At 67.2% G+C, this 17925-nt stretch carries 18 protein-coding genes and 1 riboswitch; of the genes, 11 read left to right on the top strand and 7 right to left on the bottom strand.

Features of this window, described 5'->3' with window-relative positions:
• Positions 1–10: 10 nt before the first annotated feature.
• Together OXM58_20160 and OXM58_20155 are read right to left on the bottom strand one after the other, a co-directional pair.
• A complete protein-coding gene (locus tag OXM58_20160) occupies positions 11–1543 on the bottom strand; it encodes a DNA-processing protein DprA (protein ID MDE0150678.1) in 1533 nt (510 codons plus the stop codon).
• 1 nt (position 1544) lies between these two features.
• Positions 1545–3623 carry a RecQ family ATP-dependent DNA helicase gene (locus OXM58_20155; protein MDE0150677.1) on the bottom strand — a complete coding sequence of 693 codons (2079 nt, stop codon included), beginning with the start codon at positions 3621–3623 and terminating at the stop codon, positions 1545–1547.
• A gap of 253 nt (positions 3624–3876) precedes the next feature.
• On the opposite strand from OXM58_20155, the gene OXM58_20150 reads away from it, so the two are divergent.
• The 7 genes from OXM58_20150 (at position 3877) to OXM58_20120 (ending at position 9943) form a co-directional block, all read left to right on the top strand.
• Complete coding sequence (locus OXM58_20150) at positions 3877–4320, top strand: putative toxin-antitoxin system toxin component, PIN family (protein MDE0150676.1); 444 nt, start codon at positions 3877–3879, stop codon at positions 4318–4320.
• Positions 4308–4541, top strand: a complete 234-nt coding sequence (locus OXM58_20145) for a hypothetical protein (GenBank protein MDE0150675.1) — start codon at positions 4308–4310, stop codon at positions 4539–4541. The genes OXM58_20150 and OXM58_20145 overlap by 13 nt, the downstream gene beginning before the upstream one ends.
• 142 nt (positions 4542–4683) lie before the next feature.
• A riboswitch (SAM riboswitch) is annotated at positions 4684–4761 on the top strand.
• Positions 4762–4926: 165 nt separating this feature from the next.
• Positions 4927–6213: an aminotransferase class I/II-fold pyridoxal phosphate-dependent enzyme gene (locus OXM58_20140; protein ID MDE0150674.1), complete on the top strand. Its 1287-nt coding sequence runs from the start codon at positions 4927–4929 to the stop codon at positions 6211–6213.
• Between the two features lie 277 nt (positions 6214–6490).
• Positions 6491–7279 (top strand): PhzF family phenazine biosynthesis protein, encoded by a 789-nt coding sequence (locus tag OXM58_20135; protein MDE0150673.1) that lies wholly within the window; start codon positions 6491–6493, stop codon positions 7277–7279.
• Positions 7276–8211 carry a DMT family transporter gene (locus OXM58_20130; protein MDE0150672.1) on the top strand — a complete coding sequence of 312 codons (936 nt, stop codon included), beginning with the start codon at positions 7276–7278 and terminating at the stop codon, positions 8209–8211. Before OXM58_20135 ends, OXM58_20130 begins: the two co-directional genes overlap by 4 nt.
• 24 nt (positions 8212–8235) lie before the next feature.
• The gene (locus OXM58_20125) at positions 8236–9204 is read left to right on the top strand and encodes a threonine dehydratase (protein ID MDE0150671.1); all 969 of its coding nucleotides are present in this window, start codon (positions 8236–8238) and stop codon (positions 9202–9204) included.
• Between the two features lie 16 nt (positions 9205–9220).
• Positions 9221–9943, top strand: coding sequence for an alanyl-tRNA editing protein (locus OXM58_20120; protein ID MDE0150670.1), 723 nt, complete (start codon positions 9221–9223; stop codon positions 9941–9943).
• 37 nt (positions 9944–9980) lie between these two features.
• Here the strand turns inward: OXM58_20120 and OXM58_20115 are convergent, their stop codons facing one another.
• The 5 genes from OXM58_20115 to OXM58_20095 form a co-directional block, all read right to left on the bottom strand.
• Positions 9981–11705, bottom strand: coding sequence for an ATP-binding protein (locus OXM58_20115; GenBank protein MDE0150669.1), 1725 nt, complete (start codon positions 11703–11705; stop codon positions 9981–9983).
• A gap of 107 nt (positions 11706–11812) precedes the next feature.
• A complete protein-coding gene (locus OXM58_20110; GenBank protein MDE0150668.1) occupies positions 11813–12598 on the bottom strand; it encodes a phytanoyl-CoA dioxygenase family protein in 786 nt (261 codons plus the stop codon).
• Positions 12599–12637: 39 nt separating this feature from the next.
• The gene (locus OXM58_20105; protein MDE0150667.1) at positions 12638–13474 is read right to left on the bottom strand and encodes an enoyl-CoA hydratase; all 837 of its coding nucleotides are present in this window, start codon (positions 13472–13474) and stop codon (positions 12638–12640) included.
• 35 nt (positions 13475–13509) lie between these two features.
• Positions 13510–14166, bottom strand: a complete 657-nt coding sequence (locus tag OXM58_20100; protein MDE0150666.1) for a 3-hydroxyacyl-CoA dehydrogenase family protein — start codon at positions 14164–14166, stop codon at positions 13510–13512.
• A gap of 81 nt (positions 14167–14247) precedes the next feature.
• On the bottom strand, positions 14248–15621 hold the full coding sequence (locus OXM58_20095; protein MDE0150665.1) for a 3-hydroxyacyl-CoA dehydrogenase NAD-binding domain-containing protein: 1374 nt from the start codon (positions 15619–15621) through the stop codon (positions 14248–14250).
• 123 nt (positions 15622–15744) lie between these two features.
• On the opposite strand from OXM58_20095, the gene OXM58_20090 reads away from it, so the two are divergent.
• The 4 genes from OXM58_20090 to OXM58_20075 are packed head-to-tail and all read left to right on the top strand — an operon-like array spanning position 15745 to position 17864.
• A complete protein-coding gene (locus OXM58_20090) occupies positions 15745–16581 on the top strand; it encodes a crotonase/enoyl-CoA hydratase family protein (protein ID MDE0150664.1) in 837 nt (278 codons plus the stop codon).
• An 11-nt stretch (positions 16582–16592) separates the two neighbouring features.
• A complete protein-coding gene (locus tag OXM58_20085; protein MDE0150663.1) occupies positions 16593–16913 on the top strand; it encodes a nitrile hydratase subunit beta in 321 nt (106 codons plus the stop codon).
• A complete protein-coding gene (locus OXM58_20080; GenBank protein MDE0150662.1) occupies positions 16817–17254 on the top strand; it encodes a nitrile hydratase subunit beta in 438 nt (145 codons plus the stop codon). Before OXM58_20085 ends, OXM58_20080 begins: the two co-directional genes overlap by 97 nt.
• A complete protein-coding gene (locus tag OXM58_20075; protein ID MDE0150661.1) occupies positions 17244–17864 on the top strand; it encodes a nitrile hydratase subunit alpha in 621 nt (206 codons plus the stop codon). Before OXM58_20080 ends, OXM58_20075 begins: the two co-directional genes overlap by 11 nt.
• Positions 17865–17925: the final 61 nt, after the last annotated feature.

Genomic DNA, 17925 nt, shown 5'->3' with positions numbered 1-17925 from the left:
CCGCGCCCCGTCACTCGGGGCGGCTGTATCGGACCGGCTTTCCCGATTTGCGGATTTTGTTGCCGGCGACGCTGCGCCGGAGCCAAATTTGCACCTGATGGCGCGTAACGTCGACGAGGCTTTGCGCGACGTTATCGGCGGAGCACGGTTCGGCGGCTGTCAATTCATCCAACCGTGCCTGAAACAAGTCCTGAAATTCCGTCCGATGTAACGATTCCGCCGATGCGATTTCCGGATCCGGCAGCGCCGACGGCTCCGGCGGCGGTTCGTCCAGCGGCAGGGAGTGTTCCCGGGGCGGGGCCCGGTATCGGACCGGCCCCGTCACCCTTTCGACCTTTCCAACGGCGACGCCGCGCGCAAGCCATTTTTTTGCCTGAGTTTTCGCAATATCGAAGCGTTGCGCGATCGCGTCTCCGGAAAGCGGTTCTTGGGCCGTCGCCGCCGTCAGCTTCGCCAGAAACAGGCCATAGAATGTCAGATGGTTCGGAACCGTCGGAACATGGTGTTCCTTCCCGGCGCTCGCTGTCGAAACAGGCGTATCGGACGCGGGTGCATAGGGGGATTGCGGTTCCCCGAATACCCTCTCCGGAACCGGCGCCGGCGCGGCGTCCGGCTGTTCGAACAGGGCGGCCAGGGAGTCCAGCCGGTCGGGCAGCCGGCGTGCGCCCTTCTGTTCGACCAGATCGTGATTGCCCGAATTCGGATCGCTTGTGTGCCTGACCCAGAGCGGAACCCAGCCTTCTTTCGCGTTCTCGCACGCCCCGGACCAAGTGCCGCCGCTGCCACGCGCGCTGGCCACGACGACGGCGGCGTCGGCCAGACAGTAGATGTAGCGGTTGCGGGCCATCGCATTGCCGACATTGAACCCCGTCTCCGGGTTGACCGCCGAGACCAGCGCCAGATCGCCGGACAGGAGCGGGCGACGGTAGAGCGCGGATGTCGCCGCGTGCAGCAGACCGTCGGCGAGCACCGCAACGGCGGTGCCTTCGCTGTCGAGCGCGCCTTTCATTGCGGCCCGGTCGACGCCGCGCGCGCCGCCGGAAACGATCGAGCGGCCGTCGCGCGCCGCCGCCGCGCCGAGTTTCCCGCTGAACGCCAGCTCTTCCTCGCCGGCGCCGCGCGACCCGACGACGGCAAGACCGCTGCGATTCGGGTTCAGGAGCACCGCACGGCCGCAGCCGAACAGGACGGGAGGCGCCTTTCGCTCGAGGCGTTTCTCGAGACGGGCCGGATAGCCCGGATCCGGCCGGGCCAGGAGCCACAGACCGGCGCGCTGCCACTTTTCCGCCGCCAGACCGAGCGCCGCGCCGCGGCCGAGAAGACCGTCCAGCCGCCCCGGTGTGACTGTCCGATCCACCCAGCCCGACAGCAGTGCTTCGGGATCGCCCGTCATCAGGGCGGCGGGGTCGAGATCGCGGTCCTCAAGCCATTCCGCCAGCCGCGCCCATTCACTGGGCGAAAGCGGCTTCGCTCCGTCCCTGTCCGCTCTGCCGAGCGAGACCGTCAGCAGCAGCACCGCCTGCGTCCGGAGGTCCGCGATCATATCAGCCCGCCATGCTCGCGCTCGCCAGGGCCAGCGGCCAGACCGGCCCACTGCCGGCACGTCTCAGGAGCACGGATATCACTGTCAATGTCCATCCCGAATCCGCAACATCGTCGACGAGCAGCACCGGACCCGGGCGAACCGTGTCCTCGATCGCGAAAACGCCGTCGAGATTGCGGCATTGACGGTAGGAATTGTGCTGCGCCTTCTGCTCTTCGTTGTCGCGCAGCTTGACCACGGTTTCCTCGAACGGCAAGTCCAACGCCCGGGCAAGCCGGGCGGCATAGTCGGGCACCAGCCGGGGGCGCTTTCGGGACGGAACGCAGGCGACCCAGGCCGGCCAGGGCGCCGGCCGCCAGCGTTCGCGCAGCATGTCGGCGGCGGCTTCGACCAGCTCGTCGCGAAAGCGGCCCTTCTGCTTGTCTTCCGCGACCGCGCGGCCCCAGGGCGGATCGCCCCAGCGGGACAGGACGCGCCCGGTTTCGGCGCGCCAGTCGGCGGGCAGTCTTCCGCTCAAATTGTATTCCGCAAAAGCGTCTTTGGGAATTTGTGCCTTGCAGCGCAAGGGCTGTTCGGATCGGGCGAGAAAGCGCGCTGCGGTCGGCGCGGTCGCACGATCATACGACGGCGACACGACCGGGCGGTCCAGGCACGAAGCGCATTTTCCGCACGGTCCGGGCTCCGGGTCGTCCAGCGCGTGGGCGAGATACGCCATCAGGCACCCGCGGTGATCGATGTAGCGTTGCACCTCGCCGCATTCCGTTTCGCGCTGGCCGGTCAACCGGCGGATGCGTTCGCGGTCCATGCTGTAGGGAACCGGGGTCCGCCGCCACTTCGAGCCGACCTTGACCGCCGGCGCCGGGCTTTCGACGGAGAGAAATTTCAACGCTTTCTCGATCTGGCCGTAGCGCAGGTTGATCGCCGTTTCCAGTTCCCGGATGCTCAGCCCGTCGCTGTCTTCGAGAGCGTCCAGTATCGAGGTTACCCACCCCTCGTCCGGAAAGGCCGTGCGCCGGAAAAATTCGTGGATGCGGCCGTCTTCCTCGCCCGACAGGACGACCCCGACCGCACGGTCGATAGCGCGGCCGGCGCGCCCGACCTGCTGATAGTAGCCGATGATGGACCCGGGCGCCTGGAAGTGCACGACGAATCCCAGATCGGGCTTGTCGTAGCCCATGCCGAGGGCGGTCGTCGCGACCAGGGCCTTGATGCGGTTTTCCAGCAACCGGTCTTCGAGGTGGCGGCGGCGGTCGTCTGCAACGTCCGAGTGGTAGGCCTCGGCGGCAATGCCGTTACGGGTCAGCCATCCCGAAACCCGGTAGGCATCGCGTTTTGTGAGGGTGTAGACGATCCCCGTACCCGGCAGCGCATCCATATGCGTGGCGAGCCAGGCAAGGCGCTCGACCGGCGACGGCAGACGGATGTTTTGGAGCGCGAGGCTGCGGCGGCGCAGGCTCCCGCGCTGGATGCCGATATCGCCGAGCTGTGCCCTGATATCCGCGATCACGCGGTCGTTCGCGGTCGCGGTCGTCCCCAGGATCGGCACATTGCCGGGCATGAGCCGCAAGAAGTTCACCAGGCGCCGGTAATCGGGCCGGAAGTCGTGGCCCCAGTCGGAAATGCAATGCGCCTCGTCGACCGCGAGCAGGCCGATACGCCCCGCCATCGGCATGAGCGTGTTCTCGAGGAAATCCTCGTTGGCCAATCGCTCGGGAGATATCAGAAGAATGTCGACACGGTCCTCCTGCAGCGCCCGGTCGATTTCCGCCCACTCTTCACGATTAGTCGAATTTATCGTGCGCGCCCGCAGGCGCAGGCGTTCGGCGGCCTGGATCTGATTGCGCATCAGCGCCAGAAGCGGCGAGACGATCAGCGTGGGTCCGCGCCCCCGATCGCGCAGCAGCCGCGTCGCGATGAAATAGACGAAGCTCTTTCCCCACCCGGTCCTCTGGACGACGAGCATGCGCTCGCGCCGGTTCGCCAGCGCGTCGATGGCCTCGAACTGGCCGTCCCGAAAGTCGGCCGATTCATCGTCCAGGGCCTTCCGTAGAAGAGCGAGCGCTTCCGCGTAGCTGGCCAATCCCGCATTTCTCCCGTCATTTTCCGGTGCTCCGGTGCGCCCGGTTCCGGGGCGCTTCGACCGGGCAATAGCGCCGGGCGCATCGCACGGCAAGGTCGAGGTCGCCGGACGCCCGACAGGCGAAACGGACAGAAACGATGCGCCGGCCGCACGGCGGGCCGGCGAAACCTCCGCCGTCCGATGTGGCCGGAACCGGGAAGTCCCGTCTTTACCCTGTTGAATTCTTTCATGACAGCATATATGCTGTCACATTATGGTGCGCAGGATCGTTGTCGATACGAACATTCTCGTCTCCGCGATCCTGTCGCCCGACGGCGCCGCGCGGGAGGTTCTCCGGCGGTGCCTGACGGGCAGATACCGGCCCTTGATCGGCAATGCCCTGTTTCTGGAGTATGAGGATGTCCTGTCGAGGGAAAAGCTCTTTGCCGCGGCGCCGGTCGGTCCGGAAGACCGGGAAGCCCTGCTCGATGCGTTTCTCGGAGCGTGCCAGTGGATCGAGATCGTCTTTCTCTGGCGCCCGAACCTGCCGGACGAGGCCGACAACCACCCCGTCGAACTCGCGGTTGCCGGCAACGCGGAAGCGATCGTTACTCACAACGCCAGGGATCTGGCGGCAGGAGAACTGGCGTTCGACAGTTTTCGCATCGTCGCGCCGGGCGACCTGCTGAAGGAGGAGAGGCTGACATGGCGACCCTGACCATCCGGCTGCCCGACGCCCACCGCGACCGGCTGGCGGCGATGGCCGCGCGCCGCGGCCTGAGCCTGAACAAGCTGATGGAGGAGCTGTCCGTGCGGGCGCTGGCCGAACACGATACCGAACTGCGCTTCCGGATGCGCGCCGCACGCGGCAATGCCGACCGCGGCCTGGCCGTTCTCGACGAACTGGACCGGCGGTACGGCGGGCTCGCAGAGCCCTGATACGACAGCAGCCCGCCTGCCTCCGCCGGCCCGGTGGACGGTCCGGTGGACGGTGGGACGGACGGCCGGCCGCACGGCGGGGTGCGGCCGGAGCCTTCAAGGCGGCTTGGCTCTTGCCAAGCGGTGCCGCTGCCGCTACATCCTGCGACGCTGCGCCGATTTGAGCACCAGCTTGCGGGCGCATAACAAATGCAGCTAAAGCGGCGCCGTGTATCTGGCCCCGCTGGCAGAAACGCTGAAGCGGGTTTTTTGTTGCCCGTTTTTTCCTTTTCTGTCCGCGCCCGGCCGACCGGCGTTGCCGGCTGGATTTGCCGGATTCAAGACCGGCTCCAAGTACCGTGCCCGGGTTCCCGCCGGGCCGCGCAACAGGCCAGGAAAAGGATTCATGAGCCAACACCCTGAAACCATCGCCCTTCATCACGGCTGGCGCGCCGACCCGACGACCGGGTCCGTCGCCGTGCCGATCCACCAGACGACGTCGTACCAGTTCAACGACACCGACCATGCGTCGAACCTGTTCGCGCTGGCCGAGCTGGGCAACATTTACACGCGGATCATGAATCCGACCAACGACGTGCTCGAGCAGCGCGTCGCGGCGCTCGAAGGCGGCGTGGCGGCACTCGCCCTGTCGTCCGGCCAGGCGGCCTCGGCCTTCGCGCTCCAGAACCTGGCGCGGGTCGGCGACAACGTCATCAGTTCGACCGATCTGTACGGCGGCACCTGGAACCTGTTCAACAACACGCTGAAGGACCAGGGCATCGAGGTCCGCTTCGTCGATCCGGCCGATCCGGAAGCCTTCCGCGCTGCCATCGACGACCGCACGCGGGCAATCTACGCCGAGACGCTGCCGAACCCGAAGCTGCACGTCTTCCCGATCGCCGAGGTCGCCGCCATCGGCCGCGAATACGGCATTCCGCTGGTCATGGACAACACCGCCTGCCCGATCCTGTGCAAGCCGATCGAGCACGGCGCCGCGGTCATCGTCCACTCGACGACAAAGTATATCGGCGGCCATGGCAACTCCATCGGCGGCCTGATCGTCGACGGCGGCAACTTCCCTTGGGCCGAGCATGCGGAACGGCAGCCCGCGCTCAACACCCCGGACCCGAGCTATCACGGCGCGGTCTGGGTCGAGGCGACGGCGCCGCTCGGCCCGGTCGCCTACATCATCAAGGCGCGCACGACCCTGCTGCGCGACCTCGGTTCGTGCATGAGCCCGTTCAACGCCTTCCTGTTCATCAACGGTCTCGAAACGCTGGCTCTGCGCATGCAGAAGCATAGCGAGAACGCGGCGCAGGTTGCCGACTGGCTGGCGACGCGCAGCGACGTGAGCAAGGTCATCTTCCCCGGCCATCAGTCCGGCGAATTCCGGGCCCGCGCCGACAGGTATATGAACGGCGGTTACGGCAGCCTGGTCGGGTTCGAGTTGAAGGGCGGCCGCGCGGCCGGCCGCAAGTTCATCGACTCGCTGGAGATGCTCTACCACGTCGCCAATATCGGGGATTCCCGGTCGCTGGCCATTCATCCGGCGAGCACCACCCACAGCCAGCTGACGCCGGAGGAGCAGCTCCAGACCGGCGTGACGGACGGCTATGTCCGCCTGTCGGTTGGCATCGAGCATATCGACGACATCATCGCCGATCTCGAACAGGCCCTTGACAAGGCGGCCTGAGGCGGGGCGCTCGCCGATAGTCGCCGTCATATCGACCGGAGCGGCCCGCAGGGCCGCGGAGCGGAGATATCTTTCCCGTGCGGTGCCCGGTCCGAAGCATCGTGCGGAAAGATTTCTCCGCTCGCTCCGCTCGGTCGAAATGACGATGGGGAACGGGTTGGAGCCTGTTCCGGGAGGGCTTGTGCCTCTTTCGCGCATTTCCGGATAGAGCAGCCCGTTCAGTGCGAATTGCCGGAGCGCGGAAATCGGCGGGCCGGAACCGCAGGGAACTTCCGCTATGCAACTGAAGCTCTACCAGGTCGACGCTTTCACCGAGCGGACGTTCGGCGGCAATCCGGCGGCGGTCGTGCCGCTCCGGGAATGGCTGCCCGACGCGACGATGCAGGCCATCGCGCTGGAAAACAACCTGTCGGAAACAGCGTTCTTCGTGCCGCGCGGTGGCGGCGGGTTCGACCTGCGCTGGTTCACGCCGCTGATCGAGGCCGACCTGTGCGGCCACGCCACGCTGGGCACGGCCTGGGTCCTGTTCAACCGGCTCAGCCATGCCGAAGAGGCTGTCACCTTCCACACGCGCAGCGGCCCGTTAACGGTGGCGCGCGACGGCGACCGGCTGGTGATGGATTTCCCGGCCCAGCCCCCGGAGCCGGCGGATATCGGTGACGTTGCCGGCGCCTTGGGCGTCGCGCCGGAGGCGGTGCTCGCCGCACCCTACGCCCTGGCCGTGCTGGACAGCGAGGAAGCCGTGCGCGCCGTCCGGCCGGATTTCCGCCGGGTCGCCGCGCTCGACATCCCCGAGCTGATAGTCACCGCGCCGGGCGCAAAGGGCGGAGACTGCGATTTCGTCTCGCGCTTCTTCGCGCCGACAGGCGGCATCGACGAGGATCCCGTGACCGGTTCCGCCCATTGCATCCTGATCCCCTACTGGGCCGAACGGCTCGGCAAGACGGAGATGTTTGCCCGCCAGGTTTCGGTCCGTGGCGGCGCCCTCTGGTGCGCGCTCAGGGGCGACCGGGTCTCGATCGCCGGCCACGCCGCGCCCTACCTCGAAGGAACCATCACGGTTTGACCGCCGCGACCGCGACCGACGCCGAGCCCGGCGGCGCCGGCCGCGGCCTGCCGCCCGTTGCTCTGGCCGCCGCGCTGACGACGCTGATCTGCTGGGGCGGGACGGTCGTGGCCAACCGGGTCGCGGTCGAGACCATCGACGGGACGACCGCCGGTGTCCTGCGCTCCATGCTCGCCGGCTTCATCGGCCTTGGCATCGCTCTGGCTTTCCGGCTCCCCTTTCCCGAATCCGCGCGCCACCGTTGTCAACTGGTGATTTCGGGCTGGCTGAATTTCGCGCTCTGGCCGACAGTCCTCAGCATCGGGGTTGCGCTCGCCAACGCCAGCCATGCCGCGCTGATCATGGCTCTGCTGCCGGTCACCACCGGCCTGTTCGCCGCCATTGCGAACCGCGTGAGGCCGCGCTTGGGCTGGTGGCTCGGCGCGGCGGTCGCCATCGCCGGCACGGTCCTGTTGATTCTCTATACCCAGCCGGCCGGCGACCTGACCCTGTCGCCGACCTGGCTGATCGGCGACCTGGTCGTTTTCGTCGGGGTCTGCCTGTGCTCGGCGGGCTATGTCAGCGGCGCCAGGCTGGGGCCGGTCGTCGGCAGCTGGAGCGCGACCTTCTACGGCCTCGGCGCCGCCCTGATGCTGACCGTCCCGGCCATGCTGATCCTCTACCCTTATACCGATTGGACGGCAGTAACGTCCGCCAGCTGGCTCGGTATCGGCTGGCTCGTCCTGCTGTCGTCGCTCGCGGGTTACGCGCTCTGGTTCCTGGCGATGAACCGGGGCGGCATCGCGCGGATCGCGGTGTTCCAGTTCCTCCAGCCTGTCTTGTCCGTCGCCGCCGCCGCCGTCATTCTGGGCGAGCGGATCACCTGGACCATCCTCGCCGCGGGGCTGCTCATCCTGCTCGGCACCTGGATCGCCCAGAAATACGCCCACTGACGCCTTTCCCTGCGGGAGACAGTGATGAACCTTCCGGACCTTGCGGCCATCGAAACGGCGACCGGGACCGTCCGCGCTGTCATGCCGCCGACGCCGGCCCATTGCTGGCCGCTCCTGTGCGCGCGCACCGGCGCCGAGGTCTGGGTCAAGCACGAGAACCACACGCCAATCGGCGCCTTCAAGATCCGCGGCGGGCTGGTCTACATGGATCGGCTGCGCCGCACCGAGCCGGCGGTCGAAGGCGTGATCGCGGCGACCCGCGGCAACCACGGCCAGGCCATCGCCACCGCCGCGCGGCGCAACGGCCTGACGCCGGTGATCGTTGTGCCCGAGGGCAACAGCCGCGAGAAGAACGCGGCGATGCAGGCCCAGGGCGGCGAACTGATCGTCCACGGCAGCGATTTCCAGGAGGCGCTGGAACATGCCGAGGCGCTCGCCGACGCGCGCGGGCTGCACATGGTCGCCTCGTTCGCCGAACCGCTGGTGCACGGCACGGCGACCTACGCGCTGGAATTCTTCCGCGCCGTGCCGGACTTGGACACGGTCTATGTGCCCATCGGCCTGGGCTCCGGCATCTGCGGCGTGATCGCGGCGCGCGATGCGCTCGGCCTCGCCACCGAGATTGTCGGCGTGTGCGCCGAGAACGCCGCCTGCTACGCCCTGTCCTTCGAAGCCGGCGAGCCGGTCTCGACAAATTCCGCCGATACCATGGCCGACGGCATGGCCTGCCGCGTGCCGGCGCCGGACGCGGTCGCCATCGTCAACCGCGGCGCGGCGCGCATCGTCACGGTGAGCGAGGCGGAGATCGAGGCCGCCATGCGGGCCTACTACACCGACACCCACAATATCGCCGAGGGCGCCGGCGCAGCCGCGCTGGCTGCGCTGGTCAGGGAGCGCGAGACGATGGCGGGCCGCAGGGCCGGCCTCGTGCTGAGTGGCGGCAATATCGACCGCAAGGTCTATCTGCGCGTGCTGGGCGGCGGCGAGGCGTGACGGCGAAGAGGATTCCATGACCGAAGAACTGTTCCGCAGCGACGCCTATCTGAAGACCTGCGAAGCCACGGTGCTGCGCGTCGGGCCGGAGGGGATCGTGCTCGATCGCACGGTGTTCTATCCGGAGGGTGGCGGCCAGCTTGGCGATACCGGCACGCTCGCACTGCCCGGCAGCGGCGAGACCGTCATCGCCGATACCCGCGTCGACCGGGCGAGCGGCGAGCACCGGCACATCCCGACGGACGGTGCGGCGCTTCCGGCAACCGGCGACGCCGTTACGTGCGCCATCGACTGGGACCGGCGCTATCGCCACATGCGCGTTCACACGGCGATGCATCTGATGTGCGCCGTGATCGACGGCGCGGTAACCGGCGGCCAGGTCGGCGACGGCAAGGGAAGGCTGGATTTCGACCTGCCCGACACGTCCCTCGACAAGGCCGCCATCGGGGCCGCGCTCAACGACCTGATCGCGGCCGATCTGCCGGTCGGCGCGGAATGGATCGCCGACGAGGAACTGGCCGCCCGGCCGGACCTGGTGCGCACCCTCTCGGTCAAGCCGCCGATGGGCGCCGGCTCGGTCCGCCTGCTGCGGATCGGCGACGCCGCGAACACGGTTGACCTCCAGCCCTGCGGCGGCACCCATGTCGCCCGGACCGGCGAGATCGGCCCCGTCGCCATCGGCAAGATCGAAAACAAGGGCCGCCGCAACCGGAGGGTGAATCTGCGGCTGGCGGAGTAGGGCGGGGCGACGTGAGAAGCCGGCGGTCGGAACCTCCTTACCTAGTGCCTGATACCTTTTCGATTTCGTCTTTGACACCGTTCTCGATGGCCCAAACGGTGCTGTCGATTCGGGCGCTGCGGGTATCGACTTCGGCATAGCGAACATGTTCGTCGAGCTTGGTAAGCTGCGTCTCGTTGACTGTAGCCGTCCGCAAAAAACCTTCGGATTCGAGCGTCCATTCGAGAAATACGACAATATTGAATTCACGGATTCGGGCGCCGTTATAGTTCTCGAAACGATATTCTTTGCCAATTTTCAGCGGTCGCTCATCGCTCAATGAGAATCCAGGTTTCGCAATGTATTCGGCTTTGGTTCTTTCCCAGTCACCGATTCCCAGTACGCTTCCTGATACTCCTCCTCTACCGCTGGGTTTAACAGAATCGCTTGGTCGAAAACTCGTAAAGAGCGAAGCCAGATGTTTCTTCAAGGAACCATCGAGTACATCGAGCGTGGGGCGGATATTCCTGCGGTAGACGTTGTCAAGAATATCGATGTCGGCTCGGGAGGGCTCCGGAGCCATTCTTTCCTCGACGAAAGCGACCATTTCCGGATCGTTCTCAAAACGGTCGAGAAAGCCACGCAGATCATCGAACGGCACGACCTCGCCAGCGTTCCGGGATTGGCGATCCGGGCCGCCATACACGACGGCTTTCATGCCGATTTCCGGAATCGCACTTGCGACGGCATTGAGCGAAGCGAAGAAGTCCGGGGCGATCGTCGCGCCCGATTTGATCTCGATGGCGCCGATGCCGCTTCCGGTCTCGAAAAGGAGATCGCATTCCAGGCCCCGGCTGTCCCGGAAGAAAGAAAGGTTCGATGACCGACCGCGGTTGAACCGGTGTTTCAGAACTTCCACGACGACCATGTTTTCGAACAGCGACCCGCGCAGGGGATGGGACGCGACCTGATCGGCCCGTTCGATTCCGATAAGGTAGGCGGCTAGGCCGACGTCGTAGAAATAGAGTTTGGGAGTCTTGACCAGACGCTTACGCAAATTGGCGTGAAACGGCGGCAGGCGAAAGGCGATGTAGCTTCTCTCCAGCAGATCCAGCCAGTTCCGCACCGTCGTATGGGAAACCCCCGCATCCGAGCCCAGAGACTCGAAGTTAACCAATTGCCCAACCCGGCCGGCGCAGAGGCGGACGAAGCGCTGGAAATTCGCTACGTTGCGAATCTCGCCCAGCCGGCGCACGTCGCGCTCGACATAGGTTTCGAAATAGTCGCCGAGCGCCTGCCGCGGATCGATGCCCTGATCGTAGATCCGCGGATAAAATCCAGAATAGAGAATGTCATCCAGCGTGCCGCCGGCGCCCGACTGCTCCCTCTCGGCAAGCGTGAAGGGCAGGAGGCGCAGCAGCGCGGTTCGTCCTGCCAGCGATTGGCCTATGGCTTCGGACAGCTTGAAATGTTCGCTGCCCGTCAGAATGAAGAGGCCGTTCCGCCCCCTTTCGTCGGCAACGACCTGAAGATACGACAGGAGGTCCGGGACGCGCTGGATTTCGTCCAGGATGGCGCCTTCGTCGAGGCGGGAGAGAAAGCCGCGCGGGTCGGATTCGGCGAATTCCCGGTGATCGGGGGCTTCCAGATTGACGTAGGCAAGATCCGAAAAGGTCTCACGGCAGAGCGTGGTCTTGCCCGATTGGCGCGGCCCGGTGACGGTGACGAAGGGATATTGCCCGAAAAGCCGTTTGAGGCGGGGCGCGATTTCACGTTCGATCATAGATGCAGCTTAGCAAGAATTTGCACAAATCGCAATTTCTACTTTCAGATTGTGCAAACGCCCTTACGGCAACGATTTTTTTGGCGTTCAGCGCCGCCTCGGCACGGTCATTCCGCCGCCGCTTCGAGCAGGCAGTCGTCCGGGAGGGGTTCGACCGGGGTCAGGTCCCGGTGGTGCTGGTGGTCGGGCCGCCGGTGGCGGGTCAGCGCGTTGGCGACCGGGTTGAGGATGAGCGAGAAGATGGTGCGCGGCCACGGCGTCATGTTGATCGACGAGCCGTGGACCAGCGTGTCGCCGAAGATCAGCACAGTGCCCGGCGGCCCCTTGGCGGCGACCAGCCCGCCTTCGTCCACCAGCCCGGTCACGGTCGCGTCGTCGACCACCCAGAGCGGATAGCTCGTCGTCTCGGTGTCCAGCGTCGCCGGTGCGGCGCCGCGCCGGTGCGAGCCGCGGATGAAGACGATCGGCCCGTTGAACTCGTTCACCTCGTCGAGCAGCACGTGCAGGTTGAGCGCCAGCGGCTCGGGCACGCCGTCCTCGCCGTGATGGGTCGCGAAATCGTAGTGCCATTGCCAGACGTCGCCGGAGAAGGCCTCCTTGGCGTTGACCTTGACCTGCTGGACGTAGAGCCCGTCGCCCAGGATCTGCTTCGCCGGCTCCACAAGCCGCGGATGGCGGATCAGGCGGGCATAGACCGCGCTGCGCAGGTGCAGGGCCATCGCCGTGCGCACGGCGTCGCTGCTCTTCTCGCGGAAATTCTCCGGCCGGCGCTCGGCGAACAGACGCGGCAGTTCCGCCTTCAGGACCGCGACCTCCGCCGCCGAGAACAGCGACGGCAGGATGAGGAAGCCGTCGTCCCGGAACCGCGCGATCTGTGTTTCCGTCAGCTTCATAACGCTCTTTCGGCCGTGGCCCGCCCTGGAGCGGGAACGCTACCGGCCGGTGAATTCCGGCTTTCGTTTCGCCATGAAGGCTGCGACCCCTTCGAGATGGTCCTCGGTCCGGGCCGAGCGGATGGTGCGGTCCGCCTCCATGTCGAGGCAGGTCTTGAGGTCGGCGACGGCGGCGCGGTTGAAATTCTCCTTCATGTAGCGCAGCGCGACCGGCGGGCCGGCGGCGATCGCGCCGGCCAGTTCCCGCGCCCGCCCGGCAAGCTCGGCATCCGGCACGACCTCGTTGAAGATGCCGAGTTGGAGGGCCTCGGCCCCGTGGATCCGGCGGCCCGTGAAGTAGATCTCCTTGGCCCGCCCCGGGCCGACCAGCCGGGTCAGGAACCAGCTTCCGCCGTAATCGCCCGACAGGCCGATATTGACGAAGCCGGGGGCGAGGAAGGCGCCCTCGGATGCCAGCCGGATGTCGCAGGCGAGCGCGATCGACATGCCTGCGCCGGCCGCCGGGCCGGGCAGCGCCGCGATCGTCGGCTTGGCGAGGTGGTAGAGCCGCAGGGTCAGCGTGTCCTGCTTGTGCTGGAGGCCGCGGATCGCGTCGTCGGCGCTGCGGCGCGGCGCCTGCGCCGTTCCCTCGTTGAATGGCCGGCCCAGGCCGGTCACGTCGCCGCCGGCGCAGAAGGCGGTTCCCGCACCCGTGACGATCACCGCCCGCACATCTGGATCGGCCTCCACCCTGAGCAGCGCTTCGCGCAGCGCCGGCGTCAGCGTATCGCCCAGCGCGTTGCGCTTCTCCGGCCGGTTCAGCGTGATCGTCGCAATCCGGCTGTCGATCGCGCACAGCAGTTCGTCCGTGCCGGTGTCGAGCATTCGTGCGGCCATGTCCTGCCCCCCGGTGTTCGCCGGCCCGCGCGCCCTCACGCCGCGAGCGCCGCTACGTCTTCGGGCGGGGCGAAGCGGGGGCCGTGCCGGTCGGCGAGGGCGTGGCACTGGTCCTCGAACGCCGCGGCGCCGACCTGGCCGACCCAGGAGAGCACGCCGCCGGTATACATCGGGAAGCCCCAGCCGAGGATCGAGCCGACATCGGCGTCGGCCCGGCCGGTCACCACATTTTCGGCCCGGCAGCGCAGCGCCTCGACCGACTGGATATGGAGGAGGCGCTGCTTGACGTCTTCGACGTCCGGCTGTTCGGCGGCGCGCGGGAAATGGCGGCCGAGTTCCGGCCATAGGCATTTCGTTTCGCCGGCGCGCCCGTCCGCCGGCCAGTCGTAAAAGCCCCGGCCCGCCTTGCGGCCCGGCCGGTCCAGCGTCTCGACGAACAGCTCGAACACGTCGTCCGCCGGATGGCCGGCATACGCTTCGCCCAGGTCCTTCTTCCACTGGCGCCGGATGGCGAGCGACAGGCCGAGGCTGGTGTTGTCGACGACTTCGAGCGGACCGACAGGGAAGCCCGCGATCTTGCCGGCATTCTCGATCAGGGCCGGCGCGACGCCCTCCTTGAGCAGCGCGACGCCCTCCATGACGTAGGTGGCGAAGACCCGGCTGGTGAAGAAGCCGCGGCCGTCGTTGACCACGATCGGCGTCTTGCCGATGGCCTGGACGTAATCGAGCGCGAGCGCGACCGCGGCGTCGCCGGTCTCCGCGCCGCGGATGATTTAGACCAGCGGCATCTTCTCGACCGGCGAGAAGAAGTGGATGCCGATGAAATTCGCGGGCCGGGCGCTGGTCTTCGCGAGGCCGGTGATCGGCAGGGTCGAGGTGTTGGAGGCGAAAACGGCGTCGTCGGCGAGGCGGGCTTCGGCGGCCTTCGTCACGTCGGCCTTGATCGCCCGGTCCTCGAACACCGCCTCGATGACAAGGTCGCTGCCTTCCAGGGCGGCGTAGTCGTCGGTTGGCGCGATGCGGTCGAGCAGGGCGGCCATCCGATCCTCTTGCATCCTGCCCTGTTTCACGCGGCGTTCCAGAGGTGCCGCGGCGCGCGCCTTGCCCGCTTCGGCGGCTTCCCGGTCGACGTCCATCAGCACGCAGTCGATGCCGCGGCCGGCGCTCACCGACGCGATGCCGGCGCCCATCATGCCGGCGCCGAGGATGCCGAGCTTGCCGATCCTCGCTTTCGGGACGCCTTCGGGCCGGCCCTTGAGCTTGCGCGCCTTGGCCATTTCGAAAAAGCCGGTGCGCACCATCGCCTTGGTCACCGGATGGCGGATCATGTTGACCAGATACTTGCTCTCGACCCGGAGGCCGACATCGATGTGGCGCTGGCAGCCCTCGTAGACGCAGGACAGGATCGCCTGGACCGCCGGATAGTTGCCGAAGCTGCGCTCCCGCCCCATGGCGTTGGCTGCGGGGAACAGCTGCATCCCCGTCGGGCTTTGCACGTCGCCGCCGGGAATGCGGAAGCCCTTGCGGTCCCACGGCTGGGTCGCGTCCGGGTTGTCGAGCGCCCATTTTTTTGCCGCATCGAGCAGGTCTTCCGGCGGCACAACCTCGTCGACCAGCCCCAATTTGGCTGCCTGGGCGACCGTGTGCTTCCGGCCGTCGAGCAGCATCTTGAGGCCCGCCTGCAGGCCGAGCATGCGCGGGATGCGCTGGGTGCCGCCGCCGCCCGGCAATACGCCGAGGCCGATCTCCGGCAGGCCGATGCGCGCCTTCGGGTTGTCCGCCGCGATCCGGTAATGGCAGCACAGCGCGGTCTCGAAGCCGCCGCCCAGCGCATGGCCGTTGATCGCCGCGACGAAGGGCTTGCCGCAGGTCTCCATCGCGCGGCCGACCTTGTCGAACATGAGGAACTGGGGCAGCAGGGCCTCGACGCTCAGGTCCTCGAGAAAACCGTCGATATCGGCGCCGGCGATGAAATCGTCCTTGGCCGAGGCGATGACGACGCCCTTCACCGCATCGTCGGCGATCGCCTTTTCCACCTCGTCGCGGAAGCCGGCCATCGTGGTCTCGTTCATCACGTTGACCGGGCGGTCCGGGATGTTCCACTTGATGACCGCGATGCCGTCGGCGTCGATGCTGGTTTCGAACATGGCGGGAAAGTCCTTCGGGGGCTGGCGCAGGCTGGCCGGACTATAGGGATGGGGGGTTGAAAGACGAAGGGTCCGGGTGTCACATTCGGCCGGGAGCATCCCTGGAACAGCCGGAATTTGCCGATGAACGACGTCGCCGCGACAAGCAGGGCAGGGCAGGGCGCCGGCTCCGGCCCCGACCTTGACCCCGACCGGGGCCGCATCGCGACCGAACGGCGGGGCGGCCTGTTCCTGATCGGCATCGACCGGCCGGCGAAGTTCAACGGCTTCACGCCGGAAATGTGCACGGCGCTGGCGCAGGCCTTTACCGATTACGAGGCCGACGACGAACTGCGCTGCGCCGTGGTCCATGCCGCGGGCGCGCATTTCACCGCCGGACTGGAGTTGAGCGCCTTCGACATCACGGAGCCGGATTTCTTCCCGCGGGACCTGGTCGACCCGTTCGACCTGCGCCCGCCGTTCCGCACCAAGCCGGTGGTCGCGGCGGTCAAGGGCATCTGCTTCACGCTGGGCATCGAACTGATGCTGGCGGCGGACATCGCGGTCGCCGAGGAAGGGACGCGTTTCAGCCAGCTCGAGGTCAAGCGCGGGCTGATGGCCTTCGGCGGCGCGACCATCCGCTTCGTCGAGCGCGCCGGCTGGGGCGACGCCATGCGCTGGCTGCTGACCGGCGACGAGTTCGACGCCGAAACCGCGCTGCGCCTCGGCTTCGTGCAGGAGGTCGTGCCGCAGGGCGACGGCCTGGACCGCGCCGTCGAACTCGCCGCAAGGATCGCGAAACAGGCGCCGCTCGCCGTGCGCGCGAGCCGGGAAAATGCCGCCATCTCGGTGCGGCAGGGGCCGGACGCAGCGGTCCGGGCCTTCCGGGGCCAGCTTGCAGAGATCGCGGCGAGCGAGGATTTTGCGGAGGGCGTCCGCTCCTTCGTCGAGCGGCGCGAAGCCGAATTCAGGGGACGTTAGGAGGCCCGTTCATGCCCGACTACGACAATATCCGCCAGCAGCACGACATGGGCGGCCTCGACAAGGGGCCGGTCGCGCCGTCCCAGCACGAGATCGAGCCGTGGGAGAAGCAGGTCGAGGCGACCATGCGGCTGCTGTCGATGCGCGAGGACAAGATCGTCACCGTCGACGAGCTGCGCCGGGGCATCGAGGAACTGCCGCCGGAGCTCTACGACACGATCGGCTATTACGAGCGCTGGATCATGTCGCTGAGCAACATCCTGGTCGAAAAGGGCGTGCTCGACCGCGCCGAACTCGACGCGCGGGTGCGCGAACTGGAGGCCGGGGCATGAGCGCGCCGTCTTTCCGGCCCCGCTTCGGTCCGGGCGACGCCGTCACCGTGTCGGCCCGCTTCCCGACCGGCCGGCGGCATCTCCGCACACCCTTCTACATCCGCGGCAAGACCGGCGCGGTCGAGCGGGTGTGCGGCGCCTACAGGAACCCGGAGGAACTCGCCTTCGGCACCTACGACGGCGCGCGCCTCCCGCTGTACCGGGTGCGCTTCGACCAGGCCCATGTCTGGGACGACTATGCCGGCAACCCGGCCGACACGATCGATATCGAAATCTACGAAACCTGGCTCGAGCCGGCCGGCGGCCCGGCCCATGGGGGAGACGACAGCAATGCCGCATGATTCCCACGAACACGCAGCCATCGAGGCCGACGAGCCGCAGGGCTACTACCAGCATCTCGTCGCGGCGACGCGCAGCCTGCTGATCGAGAAGGGCGTGTTCAGCGCCGGCGACATGCGCGCGATGATCGAAAAGATCGACGAGCGCTCGCCGGCCGTCGGCGCCAGGATCGTCGCCCGCGCCTGGACCGATGCCGCGTTCAAGGAACGGCTGCTCGCCCAGGGCAAGAAGACGATGAAGGAGGAGATGGACATCGACCCGGTGGTCGCCGACATCGTCGTCGTGGAGAACACGGCCGACGTCCACAACGTGGTCGTCTGCACCCTGTGTTCCTGCTACCCGGTCTTCATACTCGGCCGGCCGCCGGACTGGTACAAGAACTACGCCTACCGCAGCCGGACGGTGCGCGACCCGCGCGGCGTGCTGCGGGAGTTCGGCACGGAGATCGACCCCGGCCGCGAGGTCAGAGTCCACGATTCGACCGCCGACATGCGCTATCTCGTGCTGCCCATGCAGCCCGAAGGCACCGAAGGCTGGCCGGAGGACAAGCTGGCCGGAATCGTCACCCGCGACACCATGGTCGGCGTCGCCGAAGTGCGGGCGGCGGGGTAGGGGCGCGTCATTTGTTGCCGGGATGTAGGGGAGGGTTTGAAACCCTCCCCACGATGCTGGC

The organism is Rhodospirillaceae bacterium (genome assembly GCA_028819475.1).
GTDB lineage: Bacteria > Pseudomonadota > Alphaproteobacteria > Bin65 > Bin65 > Bin65.
The sequence above is the reverse complement of the archived record's forward strand: the minus strand, read 5'-3'. Positions and strand labels throughout refer to the sequence as shown.

Excerpts from the sequence above, each read along its gene's own strand:
- OXM58_20150 (MDE0150676.1), top strand. The coding sequence starts at position 3,877 with ATGGTGCGCAGGATCGTTGTCGATACGAACATTCTCGTCTCCGCGATC.
- OXM58_20075 (MDE0150661.1), top strand. The coding sequence starts at position 17,244 with ATGCCGCATGATTCCCACGAACACGCAGCCATCGAGGCCGACGAGCCG.
- OXM58_20145 (MDE0150675.1), top strand. The coding sequence starts at position 4,308 with ATGGCGACCCTGACCATCCGGCTGCCCGACGCCCACCGCGACCGGCTG.
- OXM58_20120 (MDE0150670.1), top strand. The coding sequence starts at position 9,221 with ATGACCGAAGAACTGTTCCGCAGCGACGCCTATCTGAAGACCTGCGAA.
- OXM58_20135 (MDE0150673.1), top strand. The coding sequence starts at position 6,491 with ATGCAACTGAAGCTCTACCAGGTCGACGCTTTCACCGAGCGGACGTTC.
- OXM58_20115 (MDE0150669.1), bottom strand. The coding sequence starts at position 11,705 with ATGATCGAACGTGAAATCGCGCCCCGCCTCAAACGGCTTTTCGGGCAA.
- OXM58_20110 (MDE0150668.1), bottom strand. The coding sequence starts at position 12,598 with ATGAAGCTGACGGAAACACAGATCGCGCGGTTCCGGGACGACGGCTTC.
- OXM58_20160 (MDE0150678.1), bottom strand. The coding sequence starts at position 1,543 with ATGATCGCGGACCTCCGGACGCAGGCGGTGCTGCTGCTGACGGTCTCG.
- OXM58_20140 (MDE0150674.1), top strand. The coding sequence starts at position 4,927 with ATGAGCCAACACCCTGAAACCATCGCCCTTCATCACGGCTGGCGCGCC.
- OXM58_20105 (MDE0150667.1), bottom strand. The coding sequence starts at position 13,474 with ATGGCCGCACGAATGCTCGACACCGGCACGGACGAACTGCTGTGCGCG.
- OXM58_20125 (MDE0150671.1), top strand. The coding sequence starts at position 8,236 with ATGAACCTTCCGGACCTTGCGGCCATCGAAACGGCGACCGGGACCGTC.
- OXM58_20095 (MDE0150665.1), bottom strand. The coding sequence starts at position 15,621 with ATGTTCGAAACCAGCATCGACGCCGACGGCATCGCGGTCATCAAGTGG.
- OXM58_20085 (MDE0150663.1), top strand. The coding sequence starts at position 16,593 with ATGCCCGACTACGACAATATCCGCCAGCAGCACGACATGGGCGGCCTC.
- OXM58_20090 (MDE0150664.1), top strand. The coding sequence starts at position 15,745 with ATGAACGACGTCGCCGCGACAAGCAGGGCAGGGCAGGGCGCCGGCTCC.